This is a genomic window from Acidovorax sp. GW823-FHT05D11 (genome assembly GCF_058795695.1).
The window spans coordinates 1,681,659-1,700,574 of the sequence record NZ_CM179502.1; the positions used below are offsets into that span (position 1 = coordinate 1,681,659).

Below are 18,916 nucleotides of genomic sequence, written 5' to 3' on the forward strand. Positions count from 1 at the left end.
CCGGAGTGCCATTTTTTGCCTAACCCGCGGGCCTTTGTCCGCACCGCTTCCACGCTTCGCCTGTCCTGTTCGTGCCCCGCACACCCTCCTTTTCCGCTGCCATGAAGACCCGTTTTGTCCTGATCAACACCAGCCACGCCGGCAATGTGGGCGCCGCCGCCCGCGCCATGAAAACCATGGGTTTTGACGACCTGGTGCTGGTGGCCCCGCGCTGGGCCAACGTGCTGCGGCGCGAGGAGACCATCCAGCGCGCCAGCGGCGCCCTGGACGTGCTGGAGAACGCCCGCATCGTCGCCACGCTGGACGAGGCCCTGGACGGCATGAGCCACCTGTGCGCCACGGCCATGACCCCGCGCGACTTCGGGCCGCCCACGGCAGCACCCCGTGCGCATTTCGATTTGCTATTAAAAAATGAGCTATCAGCGCTTGACGGAAAGGCGCTGGAGGCCAAAAACACCCACAACATTGAGGAATCGGCACCCACCGCATCGGTGGCGGGCCGCCAGGCAGGCGTGGCCTTTCTGTTTGGCTCCGAGCGTTTTGGCATGACCAACGAAGACGTCTACCGCTGCCACGTGGCGCTGTCCATCCCCACCAATCCCGGCTTTGGCTCGCTCAATCTGGGCGCGGCCATTCAGGTGATTGCCTACGAATGGCGCATGGCGCTGGGCGGGTTCCCGGTGCAGGATGCCACGCCCGCCCGCGCCCTGGCCGACGCCACCCAGGTGGCGGGCATGCTGGGCCATTGGGAGCAGGCGCTCACCACCATCGGCTTCCTGGACCCCGCCGCGCCCAAGAAGCTCATGCCCCGCCTTAACCAGCTTTTCAACCGCGCGCAGCTCAGCCCCGAGGAAATCCACATCCTGCGAGGTGTCGCCAAGGCCATGATCGAGGCGAGCCAGTCAAAACGATAGACTGTGCAGCCCATAAACACATAACGAAAAGAACCGATGCTCGCCCGCCTGCGCTCCGATATCCAGTGCATCCTCGACCGCGATCCTGCCGCGCGCAGCACGTGGGAGGTGGTCACCTGTTATCCGGGCCTGCACGCGATCTGGCTGCACCGGCCGGCGCACTGGTGCTGGCACCACGGCCTGAAATGGTTCGGGCGCTTCATCTCGCACTTCGCGCGCTGGTTCACCGGCATCGAGATCCACCCCGGGGCCAGGATCGGCGAGCGCGTGTTCTTCGACCACGCCATGGGCGTGGTGGTGGGCGAGACCGCCGAGATCGGCGACGGCTGCACCATCTACCAGGGCGTCACGCTGGGCGGCACCTCGCTCTACAAGGGCGCCAAGCGCCATCCCACGCTGGGCAAGGACGTGGTGGTGAGCGCGGGGGCCAAGGTGCTCGGCGGCTTCGAGGTGGGTGACGGCGCCAAGATCGGCAGCAACGCCGTGGTCATCAAGCCGGTGCCCCCGGGCGCCACGGCGGTGGGCATCCCGGCGCGCATCATTCCGTCCAAGGCGGGCGAAAGCGCCGACGTGACCGAACCCCAGCAGGCCCGCAAGTTCACGGCCTATGGCATCACGCAGGAGGACGACCCCCTCTCGCAGGCCATGCGCGGGCTGATCGACAACGCCTCGTCGCAGGAGCACCAGATCGCGCTGCTGTGGCAGGCCATCGAGAAACTGTCCGCCAACCCGCAGAACAAGGACTGCGTGCCGTGTGATGCGGCGCTCAAGGAGCAGTTCGAGGCGGGCAAGCTCAACGAGCTGGTGGGCAAGTAGCGGCTTGCCTGCGCTGCATTCAAGAATCAGAATGCTATAAAAATTATAGCTGCCAGCGCTTGTTGAATAAGCGCTGGCAGCTATTTTTGCTTTGAGCCGTGAGAAATCAGGCCGGGCGAGGCGCTCGCACCGCGTTCTTGGGCCGGAACGCCTTGCAGACTTCGTCGCGCGTTTCCAGATACGGGCCGCCAATCAGGTCCACGCAGTACGGCACGGCGGCAAAGATGCCGGGCACGATCTGCTTGCCGTCGGCGTCCTTCAGGCCTTCCAGCGTCTCGGCAATCGCCTTGGGCTGGCCGGGCAGGTTGATGATGAGGCTCTGGTCGCGCACCACGGCCACCTGGCGCGACAGGATGGCGGTGGGCACGAACTTCAGGCTGATCTGGCGCATCTGCTCGCCAAAGCCCGGCATCTCCTTGTGCGCCACGGCCAGCGTGGCCTCGGGCGTCACATCGCGCGGGGCGGGGCCGGTGCCGCCGGTGGTCAGCACCAGGCAACAGCCTGCGTTGACCAGCTCGATCAGCGCGGCGCTGATGCCGTCCTGCTCGTCGGGGATCAGGCGCGATTCAAAGGCGATGGGGTTGAGCAGGGCGCGCGCGAGCCAGTCCTGCAGCGCGGGCAGGCCCTTGTCTTCATAGACCCCGGAGCTGGCGCGGTCGCTGATGGAGACGATGCCGACCTTCACCGGGTCGTGTCGGGCCTCACTCATCGCCGTCGTCCTCGTCGATGCCGCTGGCGTCGTCCGTGCCCGTGCCGCCCAGGTGCTCGCGCACCAGCTGGAACAGTTCGCGGTAGGCGCGGCCCTTGCGTGGGGCCAGGCCTTGCGACACGGCGGCCTTGTCGGCGGGGGGCGCATCCTTGCGCGCCTGGCGGATCAGCGCGCGCAGCTGCTGGGTGTCGGTGCCTGGGTGTTCGGCCATCCAGGGGGCCAGCGCCTCGTCGTCGGCGATCAGGCGGTCGCGCCAGTGTTCGGCCAGGTGCAGCTGCATCTTTTCGGTGGCCGAGCCCTTGTGCTGCTCCTGCAGCGCCTGGCGGGCCGCCTGCACCAGCTCGGGTTCGAGCTTGCGCATGATCTTGCCCACGTACTGCATCTGGCGGCGCTTGCCCTCGAAATTGGTGATGCGCTTGGCCTCGGCCAGTGCGTCCACCAGCTTGTCGGGCAGGCCCACGGCGTCGAACAGGTCGGCGCGCAGCGTCAGCAGTTCCTTGCCCAGCTCCTGCAGTTCGTCGCTTTCGCGCTTGAGGTCGGTGCGGCTGGCATCGGGCGTGCCTTTGAGTTCGGCCTTGAGCTGAATGTCCATTTCGCTGCCTTCGGCAACGAACTGGCCTCGCACAAAGTAGCCTTTTTTGGGTTTGCGTGACATGGGTGGGGGCAAAAAGAGAAGCGGCGCAGAGCGCGCCACAGCGGCAAGTATCATAGCTTCCGCTATGAATAAACCCTCCACCCGCGCCGCGCGCCTCCAAAGCGCCCCGCCCGCCGCGCAAGCCCCTGCCACTTCCCGCGCCACCCCCGACAGCGGTTTCAGCTACAGCCGCCCCTTCTTCGAGGAACTGGTCGACCGCGCCCTGGCCCATGCCAAAAAGCTCGGCGCCACCGACGCGGGCGCCGAGGCGTCCGAGGGCTGCGGCCTGTCGGTCAGTGTGCGCAAGGGCGAACTGGAGAACGTGGAGCGCAACCGCGATAAATCCCTGGGCGTGACCGTGTACCTTGGCAAACGCCGTGGCAACGCCAGCACTTCCGATTTCTCGAACAAGGCCATCGAGCAGACCGTGCAGGCAGCCTACGACATCGCCCGTTTCACGGCCGAAGATCCCATGGCAGGCCTGCCGGACGCCGATGACATCGCCCCGGCCGACACACACCGCGACCTGGACCTGTTCCACCCCTGGGCCCTCACGAGCGAAGAGGCCGCTGAAATCGCCAAGGCCTGCGAGGCCGCCGCGCTCAAGACCCACCGCCGCATCACCAACAGCGAAGGCGCGGGCGTGTCGGCGCAGCAAAGCCATTTCTTCAGCGCCCACACACGCGGCTTTCGCGGCGGCTATGCCAGCTCGCGCCACAGCTTCTCGGTGGCGCCCATCGCCTCGCTGCCCGGCCGCAACGCAGAGATGCAGCGCGACGCCTGGTACAGCTCCATGCGCGACGCCACCGAACTGGCCTCGCCCGAGGCCGTGGGCCGGTACGCCGCGCAGCGCGCATTGAGCCGTCTCGGGTCACGCAAGATCCCCACCACCCAATGCCCCGTGCTGTTCGAATCCACCCTGGCCGCCGGCCTGCTGGGCGGCTTCGTGCAGGCCGTGAGCGGCGGCTCGCTGTACCGCAAGAGCAGCTTCCTGCTCGACTCGCTGGGCAAGATGGTGTTTCCCAAGCACATCGACATTCTGGAAGATCCCTTCATCCTGCGCGGCAAGGGCAGCTCGCCGTTCGACGAGGAGGGCGTGCGCGTGGCGCCGCGCAAGGTGGTGCAGGGCGGGCGCGTGCAGGGCTATTTCCTGTCCAGCTACTCGGCGCGCAAGCTGGGCATGAAGACCACGGGCAACGCGGGCGGCTCGCACAACCTAGTGATGACATCGCGCCTCACCCAGGCCAGCGACAACCTGGACGCCATGCTGCAGAAGCTGGGCACGGGCCTCTTCGTGGTCGAGCTCATGGGCCAGGGCGTGAACTACGTGACGGGCGACTACTCGCGCGGTGCGAGCGGTTTCTGGGTCGAGAACGGCAAGATTGCCTACCCCGTGCACGAGATCACCATCGCGGGCAACCTCAAGGACATGCTCAAGGGCATCGAGGCCGTGGGCGCCGATGCCTACAACTATGGCGCCAAGACCGTGGGCTCCATCCTCGTGAACCGCATGAAGGTCGCAGGCAGCTGAGCGGACGGCGGACGGGCCCGTTCAGGGCAACTTCCGGCAAACAAGGGCCCTCGCCATGGCGAGGGCCTTTTTGCATTCGGCCCCTGAACACCGGGCCGCACCGGACCGCACCGGGCCGCACCGGGCCGCACCGGGCCGCACCGGGCCGCACCGGGCCGCGCGGCCGTGCGCGTCCATCGACGGGACACACGCCGGCATCATTGTATGTTGACATGATACAGACCTGTATGTAGTATTAAGAACATACAGGTCTGTATCTATTTCTTGAAAGGTCACCATGCATTCCCCTCTACAGTCCATCGCCGTCTACGGCGCCACGGGCCACACCGGCCAGTTTGTCGTTCGCGAGGCCCGGCTGCGCGGCCTGCCCGTGGTGGCGGTGGGGCGCAGTGCCGCCCGGCTTGGCTCGTTGTTTCCCTCCGGCGTCGCCTGCCGCGTGGCGGGCCTGGACGACCCCGGCGCGCTCGGGCAGGCCTTCGCGGGCTGCGCGGTGGTCATCAACTGCGCGGGTCCTTTCCTTGACACCGCGCCCCCGGTGGCGCGGGCCGCGCTGCGGGCCGGCTGCCACTACATCGACGTCACGGCGGAGCAGCCCAGCGCGCAGGCGAGCTTTGCCGACCTGGATGCGCCAGCGCGGGCCGCCAGGCGGGTGGTGATGCCGGCCGCCGGCTTCTATGGAGGGCTGGCCGATCTGCTGGCCAGCGCGCTGGCCTCGGCGGGGCGCATTGACGAGATCACGGTGGCCATGGGGCTGGACCGCTGGTGGCCCACCGTGGGCACCCGCGAGACGGGCGAGCGCAACAAGGCGCCGCGCCAGGTGGTCCAGGGCGGTGCCCTGGTGCCCCTGGTCCCGTCGTCCGATGTGCCGGACTGGACCTTCGCGCCGCCGCTCGGGACGTATCCGATGGTGGAGCTGCCGTTCAGCGAAACGATCACGCTCGTGCACCATCTGCGGGCCGACACGATCCGTTCGTTCCTGAACCGCTCGGCGCTCGCGGACATCCGCGATGCGGCGACGCCGCCGCCCACGGCGGTGGACGGCAGCGGCCGGTCGGCGCAGCGCTTCGAGCTGGCGGTGCGGCTTGTGCAGAACGGGCAGGCCCGCACGGCGCGCGTGCGCGGGCAGGACATCTATGCCGTGACGGCGCCCCTGGTGATCGAGGCGGCGCAGCGCCTGATGGCACCGTCGTTCCAGCGCAGCGGAGCGCTGGCCCTGGGGCAGGCCGTGGACCCTGCGGACACGCTGCGCTCGCTGCACGGCCGGGCCCTGGAGGTCTTCGGCGACGCGCTGCCGCGCTGAGGCGAAGACAGGCCGGGCTCAATAGGCGGCCGCCGCGCCGCCGCCGGGCGGCGCCTTCGGCCCGCTGCCGCCGAAGTGGGCCCGCAGCCTGCGTGCCGCGTTGGCGAACATCAGCACATCCACGCCCACGGCCACGAAGGTGCAGCCCAGGTCGAGGTAGCGCTGCGCCAGCGTGGGGTCGGAGGTGAGGGTGCCCGCGGCCTTGCCGCTGGCGATGATGGTTCGCATGGCGCCTTCGATGGCCGCCTGCACCTCGGGGTGGCCGGGGTTGCCCCGGTGGCCCATGGAGGCGGCGAGGTCGGCCGGGCCGATGAACACGCCATGCACGCCGTCCACGGCGCAGATGGCGCCGAGGTTGGCCAGCGCCGTGGTGGTCTCGGCCTGCACCAGCAGGCACACTTCGTCGTCCGCGATGTTCAGGTAGTCGGTGCGGGCGCTCCACTGCGACGCGCGGCCCACGGCGCTGCCCACGCCCCGGATGCCCAGCGGCGGGTAGCGCGTGGCCGCCACGATGCCCCGTGCCTGTTCGGCGGTGTCCACCATGGGCACGAGCAGGGTCGTGGCGCCGATGTCCAGCATCTGCTTGATCAGGGCCGTGCTGCCTTCCACCACGCGCACCACCGGCTGGGACGGGTGGGCGGCCACCGACTGCAGCGCGGCCAGGGTGCTGCGCACGTCATTGGGCGCGTGCTCGCCGTCGATCAAGAGCCAGTCGTAGCCGCAGGTGGCGGCGGCTTCCGCCAGGTACGGGTCGGCCATGGAGAGCCACAGGCCGATTTGCGGATGGCGGCCGGCGAGCGCGGCCTTGAAGGGGTTGTGTGCGGGCATGGGATTCCTTGTGGGAGGGGAGCTGGGCGCCGCATGCGGCGCCGCGCGAAAGCTGCGGGTCAATCGAGCCCGCCCTGGCAGACGTACTTGGTGTGCAGGTAGTCGTCGAGGCCGTGCGTGGAGCCTTCGCGGCCGTAGCCCGACTCCTTCACGCCGCCAAACGGCGCGGCCTCCGCCGCCAGCGCCCCCTCGTTGATGCCCACGATGCCCGTCTCCAGCGCATCGGCCACGCGCCAGATGCGGCGCACGTCCTGGCTGTAGAAGTACGCGGCCAGCCCGAAGGGCGTGTCGTTGGCGGCGGCGATCACTTCCTCTTCGGTGTCGAACACGGTCAGCGGCGCCACGGGGCCGAAGGTCTCTTCGCAGGCGCAGGCCATGGTGGCGTCGGCGCCGGTGAGCACGGTGGGCGCGTAGTAGGTGGCGCCCAGCTCGGCCAGGCGCCTGCCACCCGTGAGCACCCTCGCCCCCTTGGCCACCGCGTCATTCACGTGGCGCTCGATCTTCTGCACGGCGCGGCCGTTGATCATGGGGCCGATCTGCGAGGCCGGGTCGCTGGCCGGGCCGACCTGCAGCGCCGCCACGCGCGCCGCGAGCTGGTGGGCGAACGCCTCGAACACGCGGCGCTGCACGAACACGCGGTTGGGGCACACGCAGGTCTGGCCGCCGTTCCTGAACTTGGCGGCCATGAAGCCGTCCACGGCGGCGCCGACGTCGGCGTCCTCGAACACGATGAAGGGCGCGTTGCCGCCGAGTTCGAGAGAGAGTTTCTTGAGCGTCTCCGCGCTGCGCCGCGCCAGGTGCTTGCCCACGGGGGTGGAGCCCGTGAAGGTGATCTTGCGCACGCGGCTGTCGTCGAGCCACACGTCCACCACCTCGGGCGTCTTCTCGCGCGAGGCGGTGACGATGTTGAGCACCCCCGGCGGCACGCCGGCCTCGTGCGCGAGCAGCACCAGGGCCAGAGAGGTCAGCGGCGTGTCCTCGGCGGGCTTGCAGACCACGGTGCAGCCGGCGGCCAGGGCCGGGGCGATCTTGCGCGCGATCATCGCGGCCGGGAAGTTCCACGGCGTGATGGCGGCCACCACGCCCACGGGCTCGCGCAGGGCGAACATGCGCCGGCCCGGCACAGGCGCGGGGATGACCTCGCCGTTCATGCGCGTGGCCTCTTCGGCGAACCATTCGATGTAGCTGGCGGCGTAGGCCACTTCGCCCTTGCCCTCGGCCAGGGGCTTGCCCTGCTCGCGCGAGATGAGCTTGCCCAGGTCGTCCTGGTGGGCCAGCACGAGGTCGTTCCAGCGCTTGATGATGGCGGCGCGCTGCTTGGCGGGCACCTTGCGCCAGGCGGGAAATGCGGCGTGGGCCGCGTCCAGGGCCGCCAGCGCATCGCCAGCGCCGGAGTCCGGCACGCAAGCGATGGTGTCGCCGGTGGCGGGGTCGGTCACGTCAAGCCGGGCGCCGGTGGCCACGGTCCATTCGCCACCGATGAAGTTGGCGCTGCGGATCAGCGCGGGGCGGGTGAGGGTCAGGGGCATGGTTTTCAATGAAATAGGCCGAAAGCGCTTGTTCAACAAGCGCAGGATGCTATGTTTTTGGGAGCAAATTCTCAGGACACGATGCCCAGGTGCCAGGGCACGAACTCGTGGTCGCCCAGGCCCAGGGCCTCGCTCTTGGTGGCCTCGCCGCTCGCGTGGCGCAGGATCTGCTCGAAGATCTTCCGGCCCATCTCGGGCACGCTGCATTCGCCGTCCACGATCACGCCGCAGTTGATGTCCATGTCCTCTTCGAGGCGCTGGTACATGGGCGTGTTGCTGGCCAGCTTGATGGTGGGCGCGGGCTTGCTGCCGAACATGGAGCCGCGCCCCGTGGTGAAGCAGATGAGCTGCGCGCCGCTGGCGATCTGGCCGGTGGAGGCCACGGGGTCGTAGCCGGGCGAGTCCATGAACACGAAGCCATGCTCGGTGATGGGTTCGGCGTATTCGTACACCGCGCGCAGCGGCGTGGTGCCGCCCTTCATGGCCGAGCCCAGCGACTTCTCGAAGATGTTGGCCAGGCCGCCGGCCTGGTTGCCATGGCCCACCACGCCGTTGAACTGGGCGTTCTGGCCCGCGGTGTAGCGTTCCCACCAGGCCAGGCGGTCCAGCAGCTTCTGGCCCACGGCGGGGCTGATGGCGCGGCGCGTGAGCATGAACTCCACGCCGTGGATCTCGGGCGTTTCCGACAGGATGGCCGTGCCGCCGTGGCGCACCAGGATGTCCATGGCCGCGCCCAGCGCGGGGTTGGCGGTGATGCCCGAGAAACCGTCCGAGCCGCCGCATTCCAGTCCGATCTTGAGGTGGCTCGCGCTCACGGTGCTGCGCCGCGCCTGGTTGGCGATGGGCAGCATCTCCTCGATGGCGGCGATGCCCGCCGCGATGGTGGCGCGCGTTCCGCCCACGTCCTGCATCACCAGCGTGCGCATGAGCTTGCCTTCCTGCAGCCCTTGCGACTCCACCAGGGAGGCGACCTGGTTGCGCTCGCAGCCCAGGCCCACGATGAGCACGCCCGCCAGGTTGGGGTGGCGCGCATAGCCCGCCAGCGTGCGGCGCAGCACGTCGAAGTGCTCGCTGGGCGAGGACATGCCGCAGCCGCTGGTCTGCGCGAAGGCGGCCACGCCGTCCACGTGTGGAAAGTCGGCCAGGCGCTCGGGCGTGAAGTGCGCGGCGATGTTCTTGATCACGGTGGCCGAGCAGTTCACCGACGACAGAATGCCGATGAAGTTGCGCGTTCCCACGCCGCCGTCCGCGCGCACGAAGCCCTGGAAGGTGGCGCGCTCGCCCTCGGGCACGTACGCCACGGGCCGCACGTCGGCGCCAAACGCCGGGTCGCGGTAGTGCTCCACCAGCCGCAGGTTGTGGCTGTGCACGTAGTCGCCGGGCTCCAGGTCGCGCGTGGCGACGCCGATCACGGTGTCGTACTTCTTGACCTGCTCGCCCTCGGCGATGCGGCGCGCGGCGATCTTGTGGCCCGCGGGCACCTGGGCGCGCGTGCGCACGCCGAGTTCGGGAATTTCCTGCCCCAGCGCCAGCGCCGTCTTGGCGACGAGCACGTTGTCGTGGGGGTGCAAGTGCAGCAGCGGGCTGGCGAGCAGGCCGGGGGCCGTGGGGGCGTTCATCGTGGGCCTTGTGGTGGGGGTGTGATTCTGGTGGCTGCGGGGCTCAACTGCGCATCAGCTCTCGCAGCTTGAGTTTTTCGATGAGCACGGTCTCCTTGGCGTAGACCGTGTTCACGTACTTTTCGTAGTCAGGGCCGTCCAGGTACAGCAGCGGCGCGTCGAGCTTGTCGGCCACGGCCTTGAATTCGGGGCTGGCCACGGCCTGCTTGAAGGCTTCACGCAGCCGGGCGGCGATGGCGGGGTCCAGGCCCCGGGGCGCGCCGATGCCGTTGGGAGCGTCCACCACCACGTCATAGCCGGATTCGCGCAGCGTCGGGACCTCCTTGAAGCGGGCCGTGCGCTGCTCGCCCCAGGTGGCCAGCAGGCGCAGCTTGCCGGCCTCCACATGCGGCGCCCACGAGCTGGAGTCGGCGAGCGCGTCCACGTGGCCGCCCAGCACGCCCTGCAGCGCCTCGGCGCCGCCCTTGTAGGGCACGTGGTTGAGCTGGATGCCCGCGGCGCCCGCGAACTCCTCCATGCCCACATGCGTGGCGCCGCCCACGCCGGCATGGGCATAGGTCACCTTGCCGGGGTGGGCCTTGGCGTGCTGCACGAAGTCCTTGAGCGTCTTGAACGGCGAGCTGGCGGGCACGGCGATGCCGAAGGTCTGGCCCGAGGTGCGCGCGAGGTAGGTGAAGTCCTTGCGCGGGTCGGCCTGCAGCGTGCCCAGCTGCGAGAAGCGCGTGACCGAGATCGGGATCTGGCCGACGGTGTAGCCGTCGGGCCTGGCCGAGGCCAGCGCCTTGGCGCCGATCATGCCGGACGCGCCCACCTTGTTTTCCACCGCGATGCTCTGGCCCAGCACCCGGCCCGCCACCGCGCACAGCGCGCGCATCGACTGGTCGGCCGTGCCGCCCGCGGGCCAGGGGCAGATGAAGGTGAGGGGGCGCTCGGGCCAGGCCTGGGCGAAGAGGCTGCCGGACGGGGTGGCCGTCAGTGCGCTGGCGCTCAATGCGCCCAGCACGAACTGGCGCCTTGCGATGCGGGGGGTGTTGTGCATGCCTGTCTCCTGTTGTTTGTGGGGTCGGGAGCCGCCATTGTTCAGAACCGGTGCATAACAATCCAATGAAGATATGGACTGGCTTCATTGCCTTGAAGTAATGTATCGAGCCCGCCAGAAAGAAGACCACGATGGCCAAGATCGACCGCGTACTGCGCTCCAACCTCAAGCTGCGCCACCTGCAGATGCTCGTGGCGCTCGACCAGTTCCGCCACCTGGGCCGCGCGGCGGAGTTCCTGTCGGTCACGCAGCCGGCGGTCTCCAAGACGCTGGCCGAGATCGAGCGCATGTTCGGCCTGCCGCTGTTCGAGCGCTCCACGCGCGGCACCGAGCCCACGGCCGCGGGCGCGAGCGTGGTGCGCTTCGCCCGTTCGGTGCTGGCGGGGTATGACCGCACGCGCGACGAAATCGCCGCCGAGGCCAGTGGTGCCGTGGGCCGCACCAGCGTGGGGGCCATGGTGGCGGCCACGCCGGTGCTGCTGGCGCAGGCGGTGGAGCTGCTCAAGGCGCGGTCCCGCCGCACCACGGTGCTGATCGACGAAGGGGACCTCACGCGCCTGCTGCCCAAGCTGCGCCTGGGCGAGCTGGACCTGTTCGTGGGCCGCCTGGAGCCCGGCTATGCCTCGCCCGACCTGGAGACCGAGGCCCTGTATGGCGACCCCATGGTGGCCGTGGCGCACCCCACGCACCCCCTGGCCCGCAAGCGCAAGGTCGGGTGGGCCGAGGTGGCCGCGCAGCCGTGCGTGCTGCCCCCGCCCTGGGCGTCGCTGCGGGTGAAGCTGGAACAGCAGTTCTTCGCGCACGGCCTGCACCCGCCGCAGGACATCATCGAATCGGCGTCCTTCCTGTCGCAGATCAGCTTCGTCCAGCAGCGCGGCGCCGTGGCCTTCATGGCGCGCACGGTGGGCCGGCATTACGCCGCGCAGGGGCTGGTGGCCGTGCTTGCGCTGCCCGTGCCGGTGGACCTGCCTCCCGTGGGGCTGATCACGCTGCGCGGGCAAAGGCCCACACCCACCACGGGATTGCTGGTGGAATGCTTGCGGGAGGTGGCCGCGGGCATCCAGGGAAAGGGAACGCGGCGGCCGCGGTGAAGGCGATATGCTGCCCTCATGCCGCCCGTGACTCCGGATCTCATTCCCCCGCGCGAAGACCCCGCCGACCTGCCGTCCAGGCCGGACGGGACCGGCGCGCAGCAGGACCCGGCCCTGCTGCGCCGCCTGCTGCGGGCGAAGGACCACATGGACGCCGCCTCGCACGAAGCGTGGCCGGTGAAGCGGCTGGCCCGGGTCAGCGGCGTCTCCGACGCCCATTTCGCGCGCTCGTTCCGGCAGGCCTTCGGCATTCCGCCGCACCGCTATTTGCTCACCCGGCGCATCGAGCAGGCGACCACGCTGCTGCGGGACACGGACCTTCCCATCACCGAGATCGCCTATGCCACCGGCTGGGAAAGCCTGGGCACTTTCGGCCGCACGTTCCGGGACGTCACCGGAAAAAGCCCGAGCACCCTGCGCATCGACGCCCGGCGCGAGGCGCAGCAGCTGGGCAGCGTGCCCGCCTGTTTTCTGAAGGCCGCGCAGCGCCCGGACCTTGCCACCGCAGTTTCGGAGAAGCGCCGCCGCCTGGCGGAGGGTACAAACCGGCCCTCAACCAAGGAGATGTGATGAGCCAAGGTATCGGTGTGGTGGGTGTGTATGTCAACGACCAGGACGAAGCCCTGGCGTTCTATGTCGACAAGCTCGGATTCCGCGTCCACACGGACGTGCGCAATGGTGCCTACCGGTGGCTGACGGTGCAGCACCCCGAGCAGCCGGCGTTTCAGCTCGGGCTGTTCACGCCGGGGCCGCCGATGCACGACGAGGCCACGGCCCAGGCGTTGCGCGCCATGGTGGCCAAGGGGGCGATGCCGCCGCTGGTCCTGCATGTGCGCGACTGCCGCGCCGCATACGCGCACATGCGCGCCCAGGGCGTGGAGTTCACCCAGGAGCCGGTGGACCGGTTCGGCCAGGTGGATGCGGGGTTCCGCGACCCGGCGGGCAACGGCTGGAAGATGATCCAGGCCGCGGGAGGCCCGCAATGAGCCGGGGCCAGGGCGTGCGGCGGTTTCACCGCTGGGTGTCGATGGCCTTCACGCTGGCCGTCGTCGCGAATTTCGCGGCGATGGCCCTGCGGGAGGGCAGCCCGCCGCCCTGGGTGACCTATGCGCCGCTGCCCCCTCTGGGCCTGCTGCTGCTGACAGGGCTGTACCTGCTGGCGCAGCCCGGCCTCCAGCGGTTCGGGGCGTGGTGGTCTTCTTCTGCAGGGGCACGGCAGGCTCCGCCGCCCGTGTGAACCCACGCCGGCACTGCGCGCGGCCCGGCGCAAATGCCGTGCGAGGGCACGCGCCCCGGGGGCGCGGGGCGAGGGCCTACCCCTTGGAAACCAGCGCCGCGATGGCCGCGCCCACCTGCGTGGTGTCGGCCGAGCCGCCCAGGTCCGGCGTGCGCGGCCCGCTGCGCAGGACCTCCTCGATGGCCGCCACGATCGCATCGTGCGCCTGCCGCCCCGCGCCCTGGCCCTGGGTGAGGAAGTCCAGCATCAGCGCGCCCGACCAGATCATCGCGATGGGGTTGGCGATGTTCTTGCCGTAGATGTCCGGCGCCGAGCCGTGCACGGGCTCGAACAGGCTGGGGAACGTGCGCTCGGGGTTCAGGTTGGCCGAGGGCGCCAGGCCGATGGTGCCCGTGGTGGCGGGGCCCAGGTCGGAGAGGATGTCGCCGAACAGGTTGGTGGCGGCCACCACGTCGAAGCGCCCGGGCTGCAGCACGAAGCGCGCGGTGAGGATGTCGATGTGCTGCTTGTCCAGCGTGATCTCGGGGTAGGCCTTGGCGACTTCCTCGGCGCGCTGGTCCCACCAGGGCATGCTGATGGCGATGCCGTTGCTCTTGGTGGCCAGGGTCACGTGCTTGCGCGGGCGGCTCTGGGCCAGGTCGAACGCGAACTTCAGCAGGCGGTTGGCGCCGTGGCGCGAGTAGACCGATTCCTGGATCACGATCTCGCGGTCGGTGCCTTCGTACATGATGCCGCCGAGCGAGGTGTACTCGCCCTCGGTGTTCTCGCGCACCACGTAGTAGTCGATGTCGCCGGGCTTCCTGCCCGCCAGCGGGCACGGCACGCCCTCGAAAAGGCGCACGGGGCGCAGGTTGATGTACTGGTCGAATTCGCGGCGGAACTTGAGCAGCGACCCCCACAGCGAGACGTGGTCGGGCACGGTGGCGGGCCAGCCGACGGCGCCGAAGAAGATCGCGTCCATGCCCGAGAGCTGGGCTTTCCAGTCGTCGGGCATCATTTTTCCGTGGGCGGCGTAGTAGTCGCAGCTGGCCCAGTCGATGGTGGTGGTCTCCAGCGGGATGCCGAAGCGCTGGGCGGCGGCCTGCACCGCGCGCAGGCCTTCGGGCATGACTTCCTTGCCAATGCCGTCGCCGGGGATGACGGCGATCTTGTAGGGGGTGTTGGTGCTCATTCGGGGTCCTTGGTGCCTGGGGAAGAGAAAGAAGGGAAAAGAAAGCCAGGGGGAATCAGCACGGATTGTTTGGCAGTGCGGCAAAAAATACAATCCGGCAACTGTGCTCATATTCTTCACACATCGTGCATAAAAATCCGGCCACCGACGACCTGCGCGTGTTCACCGTGGTGGTGCGCAAATCGAGTTTTGGCGACGCGGCGGCGGAGCTGGGCACCTCGCCCGCGTACGTGAGCAAGCGCATCCGCCTGCTGGAGCAGGAGCTGGCCGTGAAGCTCCTGCACCGCACCACGCGGCGCGTGGCCGTGACGGAGGAGGGCGAGCGTGTCTTCCACTGGGCGCAGCGCATCCTGGACGACATGGATCAGTTGCTGCAGGAGGTGGCCATCACCCGGCGCGAGCCGCGTGGTCAGCTGCGGGTGAGCAGCAGCTTTGGCTTTGGCCGCCAGATCGTGGCGCCCGCGCTGTCGCGGCTGGTGGAGCAGCACCCCGGCCTGCAGGTGCGGCTGGAAGTGTTCGACCGGCTGGTGGACGTGGCCGGCGAAGGGTTCGACCTGGACGTGCGCGTGGGCGACGAGATCGCGCCGCACCTGATCGCCCGCCGCCTGGCGGACAACCACCGCGTGCTGTGCGCGGCGCCCGCCTACCTGGCGCGCCACGGCACGCCGCGCGCGCTGGCGGAGCTGTCCAGCCACGACTGCCTGGTGATCAAGGAGCGCGACCACCCGTTCGGCGTGTGGCGGCTGCGCAGCGGCGCGGTGGACGAGACGGTGAAGGTACGCGGCCCGCTGTCGGCCAACAACGGCGAGATGGCGGTGCAGTGGGCTGTGGACGGGCGCGGCATCGTGCTGCGCTCGCTGTGGGACGTGGGGGCGCACCTGCGTGCGGGAAGGCTGGTGCAGGTGCTGCCCGACTGGCGGCAGGAGGCCAACGTGTGGGCCGTGTACCCCACGCGGCTGGACCGCTCGGCCAAGGTGCGGGTGTGCGTGGAGTTTCTGGAGGTGTACTTCCGCCAGGAAGCGGGGCGCCTGCAGGGCATGCCCGGGACGGCCTGAGGCCGGCCGGGGTTGCCATGGACCGGCGCGGCCCGGGCGCCGCTGCCAGTGCCGCCCCACGGCGGCCCGCGCCCGCCGTTCAACGGGTCCCGAGCAGCGCGGGCAGCTGCGCGGCCAGCGCGTCGATGACGACGCGCGTGCGCCGTGGCAGGGCGCGCGCCTGGGGCCAGACGGCGTGCAGCTCGTAGCCGAAGGGGCGCGCCTCGTCGAACACCTTCACCAGCGTGCCGGCGGCCACCGGCTCGGCCGCCAGCCACTCGGGCAGCCGCGCGATGCCCAGCCCCGCCGCCGCCGTGGCGGCCACCACTTCCAGGCTGTCGCAGCGCACGCGCGCGGGCACCGCGAACGTGCGCGGCTCGCCCGTGGCGTCATCGCGGTAGTGCCAGGGCTTGAGCCCGTCGTCGCGTCCGTAGCTGGCGAAGGCGTGGCGGGGCGCCTCGGCCTGCAGCGCCGCCCAGCTTGCCGGCCGGCCGTGCCGCGCCAGGTAGTCCGGCGCGGCATACAGGCCCATCCATTGGTGCCCGAGCGGGCGGGCCGCGAGCGTGCTGCTGTCGTCCAGCACCCCGCTGCGGATGGCCAGATCGATCCGCTCTTCCACCAGGTCCACCCGCCGGTCGCTGAAGTGCAGGTCCAGCCGCAGGCCGGCGTGCTCGCGCGCCAGGCCCAGCAGCACGGGCGCGACGCAGGCGCGGCCGAACAGCGCCGGCATGCTCATGCGCAGGGTGCCCACGGGCTCGTGGCGGCCGGCCTCCACGGCGGCATCGGCCGCGTCGAGTTCGGCCAGCGCGCGGCGGCAGCGTTCGTAGTAAGCCTGTCCGTCGTCGGTCAGGCTCTGGCTGCGCGTGGTGCGGTGGAACAGCCGCACCCCGAGCCGCTGTTCCAGCCGCGCAATGCCCTTGCCCACCGCCGAGCGGGTGCGGTGCAGCCGCGCCGCCGCCAGCGCGAAGCTGCCGGCCTCCACGGCCGCCACGAAGGCCTCGATTCCCTGCAAACGTTCGTTCATTGGAGAATTTTGCTATCCAGTCATGGGAAAAACAAGAACAACTGGCATCCATGAAGCGCCAATAGCATCGAAATCTCTTTCTTTCCCTGGAACTCGACGATGCACGACACACCCGCCACCCTCCAGCGCTGGCAACTGCCCCGCTTCGGCCTCGCCCACCTGGAGCGCACCGAGGCGCCCATGCCCGCGCCCGGGCCGAGCCAGATCCTGGTGCGCACCGAGGCCGTGGCCCTCAACTACCGCGACCTGCTGATGGCGCAGGACGGCATGGGCATGCCGCTGGAATTTCCGTTCACCCCCGCCTCGGACCTGGCCGGCACGGTGTTGGCCGTGGGCGCGGGCATCACCCGCTGGCGCCCCGGTGACCGGGTGCTGAGCACCTTCTGGGGCGGCTGGCTGGAGGGCGAGCGCCCTGCCGCTGCCGTGGCCCTGGGCGCGCCGGGGCCGGGCGTGCTGGCCTCGCACGTGCTGCTGGAGGCGGACTGGGCGGTGGCCGCGCCGGCCACGCTGGGCGCCGCCGCCGCGAGCACCCTGCCCATCGCCGGGCTCACGGCCTGGTTCGCGCTGGTGGAGACCGGCCACGTGCGCGCCGGGCAGGCCGTGCTCATCCATGGCACCGGCGGCGTGGCACTGTTCGGCGTGCAGATCGCCCGCCAGCACGGGGCCGTGCCCATCGTGGTCTCGGGCGATGCGGGCAAGCGCGAACAGGTGCTCGCCCTGGGCGCCGCCCATGCGCTGGCGCGCGAGGCCGACTGGCCCGCGCAGGTGCGGGCGCTGACCGGGGGGCAGGGCGCCGACCATGTGCTGGAGACGGTGGGCGGCCCCAACCTGGGCCGGTCGATGCAGGCGCTGCGCCACGGCGGGCGCGTGTCGGTCATCGGCACCCTGGCCGGCGACACGGTGAGTGCGTCGGTCTACAGCTTCCTGCTGGGGCGGGCCACCGTGCAGGGCATTGGTGTGGGCCACCGCCGCGCGCTGGAGGACCTGGTGCGCGCGGTGGATGCCACCGGGCTGAAGCCGGTGATCGCGGGCGAGTATGGCGCCGACGAAGCGCCGGCTGCTTTCGCGCACCTGCAGCGCGGCGCGTTCGGCAAGGTGGTGGTGCGCTTCTGAGCGGGTGCGCCAAGGAGCGCGTGGATGCGATATTTCAAGTAAAAATAGCCACCGGCGCTTGTCGATCAAGCGCTGGCAGCTATTGAATTGATAGTAAATCGCCGGGCGGCGAGGCGGGCGGTCAGCCGGCGAGCGCGGCCTTGACGGCGGCGGACACCTGGCCCATGTCGGCCTTGCCGGCCAGGCGGGTCTTGACCACGCCCATGACCTTGCCCATGTCGCCCGGGCCCGCGGCGCCCAGCTCGGCCACGATGGCCTTGACGGCGGCCAGGGTCTCGTCGGCCGACATGCGCTCGGGCAGGTAGGCCTGCAGCACGGCCATCTCTGCCTTCTCCTTGTCGGCCAGGTCCTGGCGGCCCGCGCCCTCGAAGGCGGTGATCGAGTCCTTGCGCTGCTTGATGAGCTTGTCCACGATGGCGACCACGGCCGCATCGTCCAGCACGATGCGCTCGTCCACTTCCCTTTGCTTCATCGCGGCCTGCAGCAGGCGGATGGTGCCCAGGCGCTCGCTGTCCTTGGCGCGCATGGCGGTCTTCATGTCTTCGGTGATCTGGTCCTTGAGGCTCATGATGGCTTCCTTTTTATGGGGTTTCAGACAGGGACGGAGGGTTTGCACAAAGCCCCTCTGGCCAGGCGCAGCGCCGCAGACAGTAGTCTTCTTGCTACGGCAAGGCGCTGCAACGACGCCAGAGGGGCTTTGTGCAAGCCCGGAAAAGCAAAAACCCGCGCTTGGCGTCCCTAGCGCGGGTTCTGGGACCCAAGCAAGAAGGCTTGGGGCCGAAGATCCATCAGTACATCTTCTTGGGCAGTTGCATGCTGCGAACGCGCTTGTAGTGGCGCTTCACGGCGGCTGCCTTCTTGCGCTTGCGCTCGGCGGTGGGCTTCTCGTAGAACTCGCGGGCGCGCAGGTCGGTCAGCAGGCCGAGCTTTTCAATGGTGCGCTTGAAGCGGCGCAGGGCGACGTCAAAGGGTTCGTTTTCTTTTACGCGGATCGTAGTCATTAGCTAATGGTTTCCAAAATGTTGCCCGCAGAGGGTCTTGGGGAGATCGGGCCTCAAGACCGTGCGTGGCGGTTTCCCCGTCTGTAACTAGTATTTGGCCGACGGGGCATTGCCAGCAAAGCCGGAGATTATAGCTGAAGCGGGTTCCGCCTTGGGGTGCTTCGTGCTTCCCCCCTCTCGCGGCACGGGTGGCGGGGTCCCGCCAATCGCCCGGCACGGGCTCCCTGGCAGGGCCGCGCCGGCTTTCCGGGGGGCTCGGCGTCGGCGAACCGGGCGCATCGCAGGCGGATCGGCGAAATGGCGTGGAAATTGCTTCATGTTGTAAC

20 protein-coding genes are annotated in these 18,916 nt (G+C 69.6%); 10 read left to right on the top strand and 10 right to left on the bottom strand.

The genetic code is table 11. From position 1 onward, the window contains the following. The first annotated feature begins 101 nt into the window (after window positions 1–101). Window positions 102–914, top strand: coding sequence for an RNA methyltransferase (locus tag AC3RCE_RS07640; RefSeq protein ID WP_492254850.1), 813 nt, complete (start codon window positions 102–104; stop codon window positions 912–914). Between the two features lie 36 nt (window positions 915–950). Next, entirely contained in the window at window positions 951–1,730 is a 780-nt protein-coding gene (cysE, locus tag AC3RCE_RS07645; RefSeq protein ID WP_218341902.1) for a serine O-acetyltransferase, read from the top strand. 106 nt (window positions 1,731–1,836) lie between these two features. Here cysE and mog read toward each other — a convergent pair whose 3' ends face one another. Beyond that, complete coding sequence (gene mog / locus AC3RCE_RS07650) at window positions 1,837–2,439, bottom strand: molybdopterin adenylyltransferase (RefSeq protein ID WP_218293839.1); 603 nt, start codon at window positions 2,437–2,439, stop codon at window positions 1,837–1,839. Continuing rightward, window positions 2,432–3,094 carry a ribosome biogenesis factor YjgA gene (gene yjgA / locus AC3RCE_RS07655; RefSeq protein WP_218293840.1) on the bottom strand — a complete coding sequence of 221 codons (663 nt, stop codon included), beginning with the start codon at window positions 3,092–3,094 and terminating at the stop codon, window positions 2,432–2,434. The genes mog and yjgA overlap by 8 nt, the downstream gene beginning before the upstream one ends. 64 nt (window positions 3,095–3,158) lie before the next feature. On the opposite strand from yjgA, the gene pmbA reads away from it, so the two are divergent. Both pmbA and AC3RCE_RS07665 read left to right on the top strand, forming a co-directional pair. Beyond that, the gene (gene pmbA, locus AC3RCE_RS07660) at window positions 3,159–4,604 is read left to right on the top strand and encodes a metalloprotease PmbA (RefSeq protein ID WP_492254851.1); all 1,446 of its coding nucleotides are present in this window, start codon (window positions 3,159–3,161) and stop codon (window positions 4,602–4,604) included. A 277-nt stretch (window positions 4,605–4,881) separates the two neighbouring features. After that, window positions 4,882–5,904 carry a saccharopine dehydrogenase NADP-binding domain-containing protein gene (locus AC3RCE_RS07665; protein WP_492254852.1) on the top strand — a complete coding sequence of 341 codons (1,023 nt, stop codon included), beginning with the start codon at window positions 4,882–4,884 and terminating at the stop codon, window positions 5,902–5,904. Between the two features lie 18 nt (window positions 5,905–5,922). Here AC3RCE_RS07665 and hpaI read toward each other — a convergent pair whose 3' ends face one another. From hpaI to AC3RCE_RS07685, 4 genes are all read right to left on the bottom strand, one after another. Then, window positions 5,923–6,732, bottom strand: coding sequence for a 4-hydroxy-2-oxoheptanedioate aldolase (gene hpaI / locus AC3RCE_RS07670; RefSeq protein ID WP_218341899.1), 810 nt, complete (start codon window positions 6,730–6,732; stop codon window positions 5,923–5,925). 59 nt (window positions 6,733–6,791) lie between these two features. Then, a complete protein-coding gene (locus AC3RCE_RS07675) occupies window positions 6,792–8,261 on the bottom strand; it encodes an NAD-dependent succinate-semialdehyde dehydrogenase (protein ID WP_492245525.1) in 1,470 nt (489 codons plus the stop codon). A gap of 71 nt (window positions 8,262–8,332) precedes the next feature. Next, entirely contained in the window at window positions 8,333–9,880 is a 1,548-nt protein-coding gene (locus tag AC3RCE_RS07680; RefSeq protein ID WP_255591975.1) for a UxaA family hydrolase, read from the bottom strand. Window positions 9,881–9,923: 43 nt separating this feature from the next. Then, the gene (locus AC3RCE_RS07685; RefSeq protein WP_218341911.1) at window positions 9,924–10,919 is read right to left on the bottom strand and encodes a Bug family tripartite tricarboxylate transporter substrate binding protein; all 996 of its coding nucleotides are present in this window, start codon (window positions 10,917–10,919) and stop codon (window positions 9,924–9,926) included. Window positions 10,920–11,050: 131 nt separating this feature from the next. On the opposite strand from AC3RCE_RS07685, the gene AC3RCE_RS07690 reads away from it, so the two are divergent. From AC3RCE_RS07690 to AC3RCE_RS07705, 4 genes are read left to right on the top strand one after another with little or no spacing between them, the layout of a single operon-like run. Continuing rightward, window positions 11,051–12,010: a LysR substrate-binding domain-containing protein gene (locus AC3RCE_RS07690; RefSeq protein ID WP_369641877.1), complete on the top strand. Its 960-nt coding sequence runs from the start codon at window positions 11,051–11,053 to the stop codon at window positions 12,008–12,010. Between the two features lie 18 nt (window positions 12,011–12,028). After that, a complete protein-coding gene (locus AC3RCE_RS07695; RefSeq protein ID WP_492254853.1) occupies window positions 12,029–12,580 on the top strand; it encodes a helix-turn-helix transcriptional regulator in 552 nt (183 codons plus the stop codon). Continuing rightward, window positions 12,580–12,996: a VOC family protein gene (locus tag AC3RCE_RS07700; protein WP_218341908.1), complete on the top strand. Its 417-nt coding sequence runs from the start codon at window positions 12,580–12,582 to the stop codon at window positions 12,994–12,996. Before AC3RCE_RS07695 ends, AC3RCE_RS07700 begins: the two co-directional genes overlap by 1 nt. Further along, on the top strand, window positions 12,993–13,247 hold the full coding sequence (locus AC3RCE_RS07705; protein ID WP_492254854.1) for a hypothetical protein: 255 nt from the start codon (window positions 12,993–12,995) through the stop codon (window positions 13,245–13,247). The genes AC3RCE_RS07700 and AC3RCE_RS07705 overlap by 4 nt, the downstream gene beginning before the upstream one ends. Before the next feature lie 76 nt (window positions 13,248–13,323). Here the strand turns inward: AC3RCE_RS07705 and AC3RCE_RS07710 are convergent, their stop codons facing one another. Further along, a complete protein-coding gene (locus tag AC3RCE_RS07710) occupies window positions 13,324–14,418 on the bottom strand; it encodes a tartrate dehydrogenase (protein ID WP_492245528.1) in 1,095 nt (364 codons plus the stop codon). 125 nt (window positions 14,419–14,543) lie between these two features. Here AC3RCE_RS07710 and AC3RCE_RS07715 point away from each other — a divergent pair, with 125 nt between their 5' ends. Continuing rightward, window positions 14,544–15,473: a LysR substrate-binding domain-containing protein gene (locus AC3RCE_RS07715; RefSeq protein WP_218293851.1), complete on the top strand. Its 930-nt coding sequence runs from the start codon at window positions 14,544–14,546 to the stop codon at window positions 15,471–15,473. 79 nt (window positions 15,474–15,552) lie between these two features. Here the strand turns inward: AC3RCE_RS07715 and AC3RCE_RS07720 are convergent, their stop codons facing one another. Beyond that, complete coding sequence (locus tag AC3RCE_RS07720) at window positions 15,553–16,476, bottom strand: LysR substrate-binding domain-containing protein (protein WP_218340616.1); 924 nt, start codon at window positions 16,474–16,476, stop codon at window positions 15,553–15,555. Between the two features lie 99 nt (window positions 16,477–16,575). On the opposite strand from AC3RCE_RS07720, the gene AC3RCE_RS07725 reads away from it, so the two are divergent. Further along, window positions 16,576–17,589 (top strand): zinc-dependent alcohol dehydrogenase family protein, encoded by a 1,014-nt coding sequence (locus tag AC3RCE_RS07725; protein ID WP_492254855.1) that lies wholly within the window; start codon window positions 16,576–16,578, stop codon window positions 17,587–17,589. Window positions 17,590–17,710: 121 nt separating this feature from the next. Here the strand turns inward: AC3RCE_RS07725 and AC3RCE_RS07730 are convergent, their stop codons facing one another. Together AC3RCE_RS07730 and rpsU are read right to left on the bottom strand one after the other, a co-directional pair. Continuing rightward, a complete protein-coding gene (locus AC3RCE_RS07730; protein WP_218293854.1) occupies window positions 17,711–18,157 on the bottom strand; it encodes a GatB/YqeY domain-containing protein in 447 nt (148 codons plus the stop codon). A gap of 220 nt (window positions 18,158–18,377) precedes the next feature. Continuing rightward, window positions 18,378–18,590 (bottom strand): 30S ribosomal protein S21, encoded by a 213-nt coding sequence (gene rpsU / locus AC3RCE_RS07735; RefSeq protein ID WP_005799779.1) that lies wholly within the window; start codon window positions 18,588–18,590, stop codon window positions 18,378–18,380. Between the last annotated feature and the right edge of the window lie 326 nt (window positions 18,591–18,916).

Excerpts from the sequence above, each read along its gene's own strand:
- AC3RCE_RS07700 (WP_218341908.1), top strand. The coding sequence starts at position 12,580 with ATGAGCCAAGGTATCGGTGTGGTGGGTGTGTATGTCAACGACCAGGAC.
- AC3RCE_RS07725 (WP_492254855.1), top strand. The coding sequence starts at position 16,576 with ATGCACGACACACCCGCCACCCTCCAGCGCTGGCAACTGCCCCGCTTC.
- AC3RCE_RS07680 (WP_255591975.1), bottom strand. The coding sequence starts at position 9,880 with ATGAACGCCCCCACGGCCCCCGGCCTGCTCGCCAGCCCGCTGCTGCAC.
- AC3RCE_RS07710 (WP_492245528.1), bottom strand. The coding sequence starts at position 14,418 with ATGAGCACCAACACCCCCTACAAGATCGCCGTCATCCCCGGCGACGGC.
- AC3RCE_RS07695 (WP_492254853.1), top strand. The coding sequence starts at position 12,029 with ATGCCGCCCGTGACTCCGGATCTCATTCCCCCGCGCGAAGACCCCGCC.
- hpaI (WP_218341899.1), bottom strand. The coding sequence starts at position 6,732 with ATGCCCGCACACAACCCCTTCAAGGCCGCGCTCGCCGGCCGCCATCCG.
- AC3RCE_RS07665 (WP_492254852.1), top strand. The coding sequence starts at position 4,882 with ATGCATTCCCCTCTACAGTCCATCGCCGTCTACGGCGCCACGGGCCAC.
- pmbA (WP_492254851.1), top strand. The coding sequence starts at position 3,159 with ATGAATAAACCCTCCACCCGCGCCGCGCGCCTCCAAAGCGCCCCGCCC.
- AC3RCE_RS07705 (WP_492254854.1), top strand. The coding sequence starts at position 12,993 with ATGAGCCGGGGCCAGGGCGTGCGGCGGTTTCACCGCTGGGTGTCGATG.
- mog (WP_218293839.1), bottom strand. The coding sequence starts at position 2,439 with ATGAGTGAGGCCCGACACGACCCGGTGAAGGTCGGCATCGTCTCCATC.
- AC3RCE_RS07685 (WP_218341911.1), bottom strand. The coding sequence starts at position 10,919 with ATGCACAACACCCCCCGCATCGCAAGGCGCCAGTTCGTGCTGGGCGCA.
- cysE (WP_218341902.1), top strand. The coding sequence starts at position 951 with ATGCTCGCCCGCCTGCGCTCCGATATCCAGTGCATCCTCGACCGCGAT.
- yjgA (WP_218293840.1), bottom strand. The coding sequence starts at position 3,094 with ATGTCACGCAAACCCAAAAAAGGCTACTTTGTGCGAGGCCAGTTCGTT.
- AC3RCE_RS07730 (WP_218293854.1), bottom strand. The coding sequence starts at position 18,157 with ATGAGCCTCAAGGACCAGATCACCGAAGACATGAAGACCGCCATGCGC.
- AC3RCE_RS07720 (WP_218340616.1), bottom strand. The coding sequence starts at position 16,476 with ATGAACGAACGTTTGCAGGGAATCGAGGCCTTCGTGGCGGCCGTGGAG.
- AC3RCE_RS07675 (WP_492245525.1), bottom strand. The coding sequence starts at position 8,261 with ATGCCCCTGACCCTCACCCGCCCCGCGCTGATCCGCAGCGCCAACTTC.
- rpsU (WP_005799779.1), bottom strand. The coding sequence starts at position 18,590 with ATGACTACGATCCGCGTAAAAGAAAACGAACCCTTTGACGTCGCCCTG.
- AC3RCE_RS07640 (WP_492254850.1), top strand. The coding sequence starts at position 102 with ATGAAGACCCGTTTTGTCCTGATCAACACCAGCCACGCCGGCAATGTG.
- AC3RCE_RS07690 (WP_369641877.1), top strand. The coding sequence starts at position 11,051 with ATGGCCAAGATCGACCGCGTACTGCGCTCCAACCTCAAGCTGCGCCAC.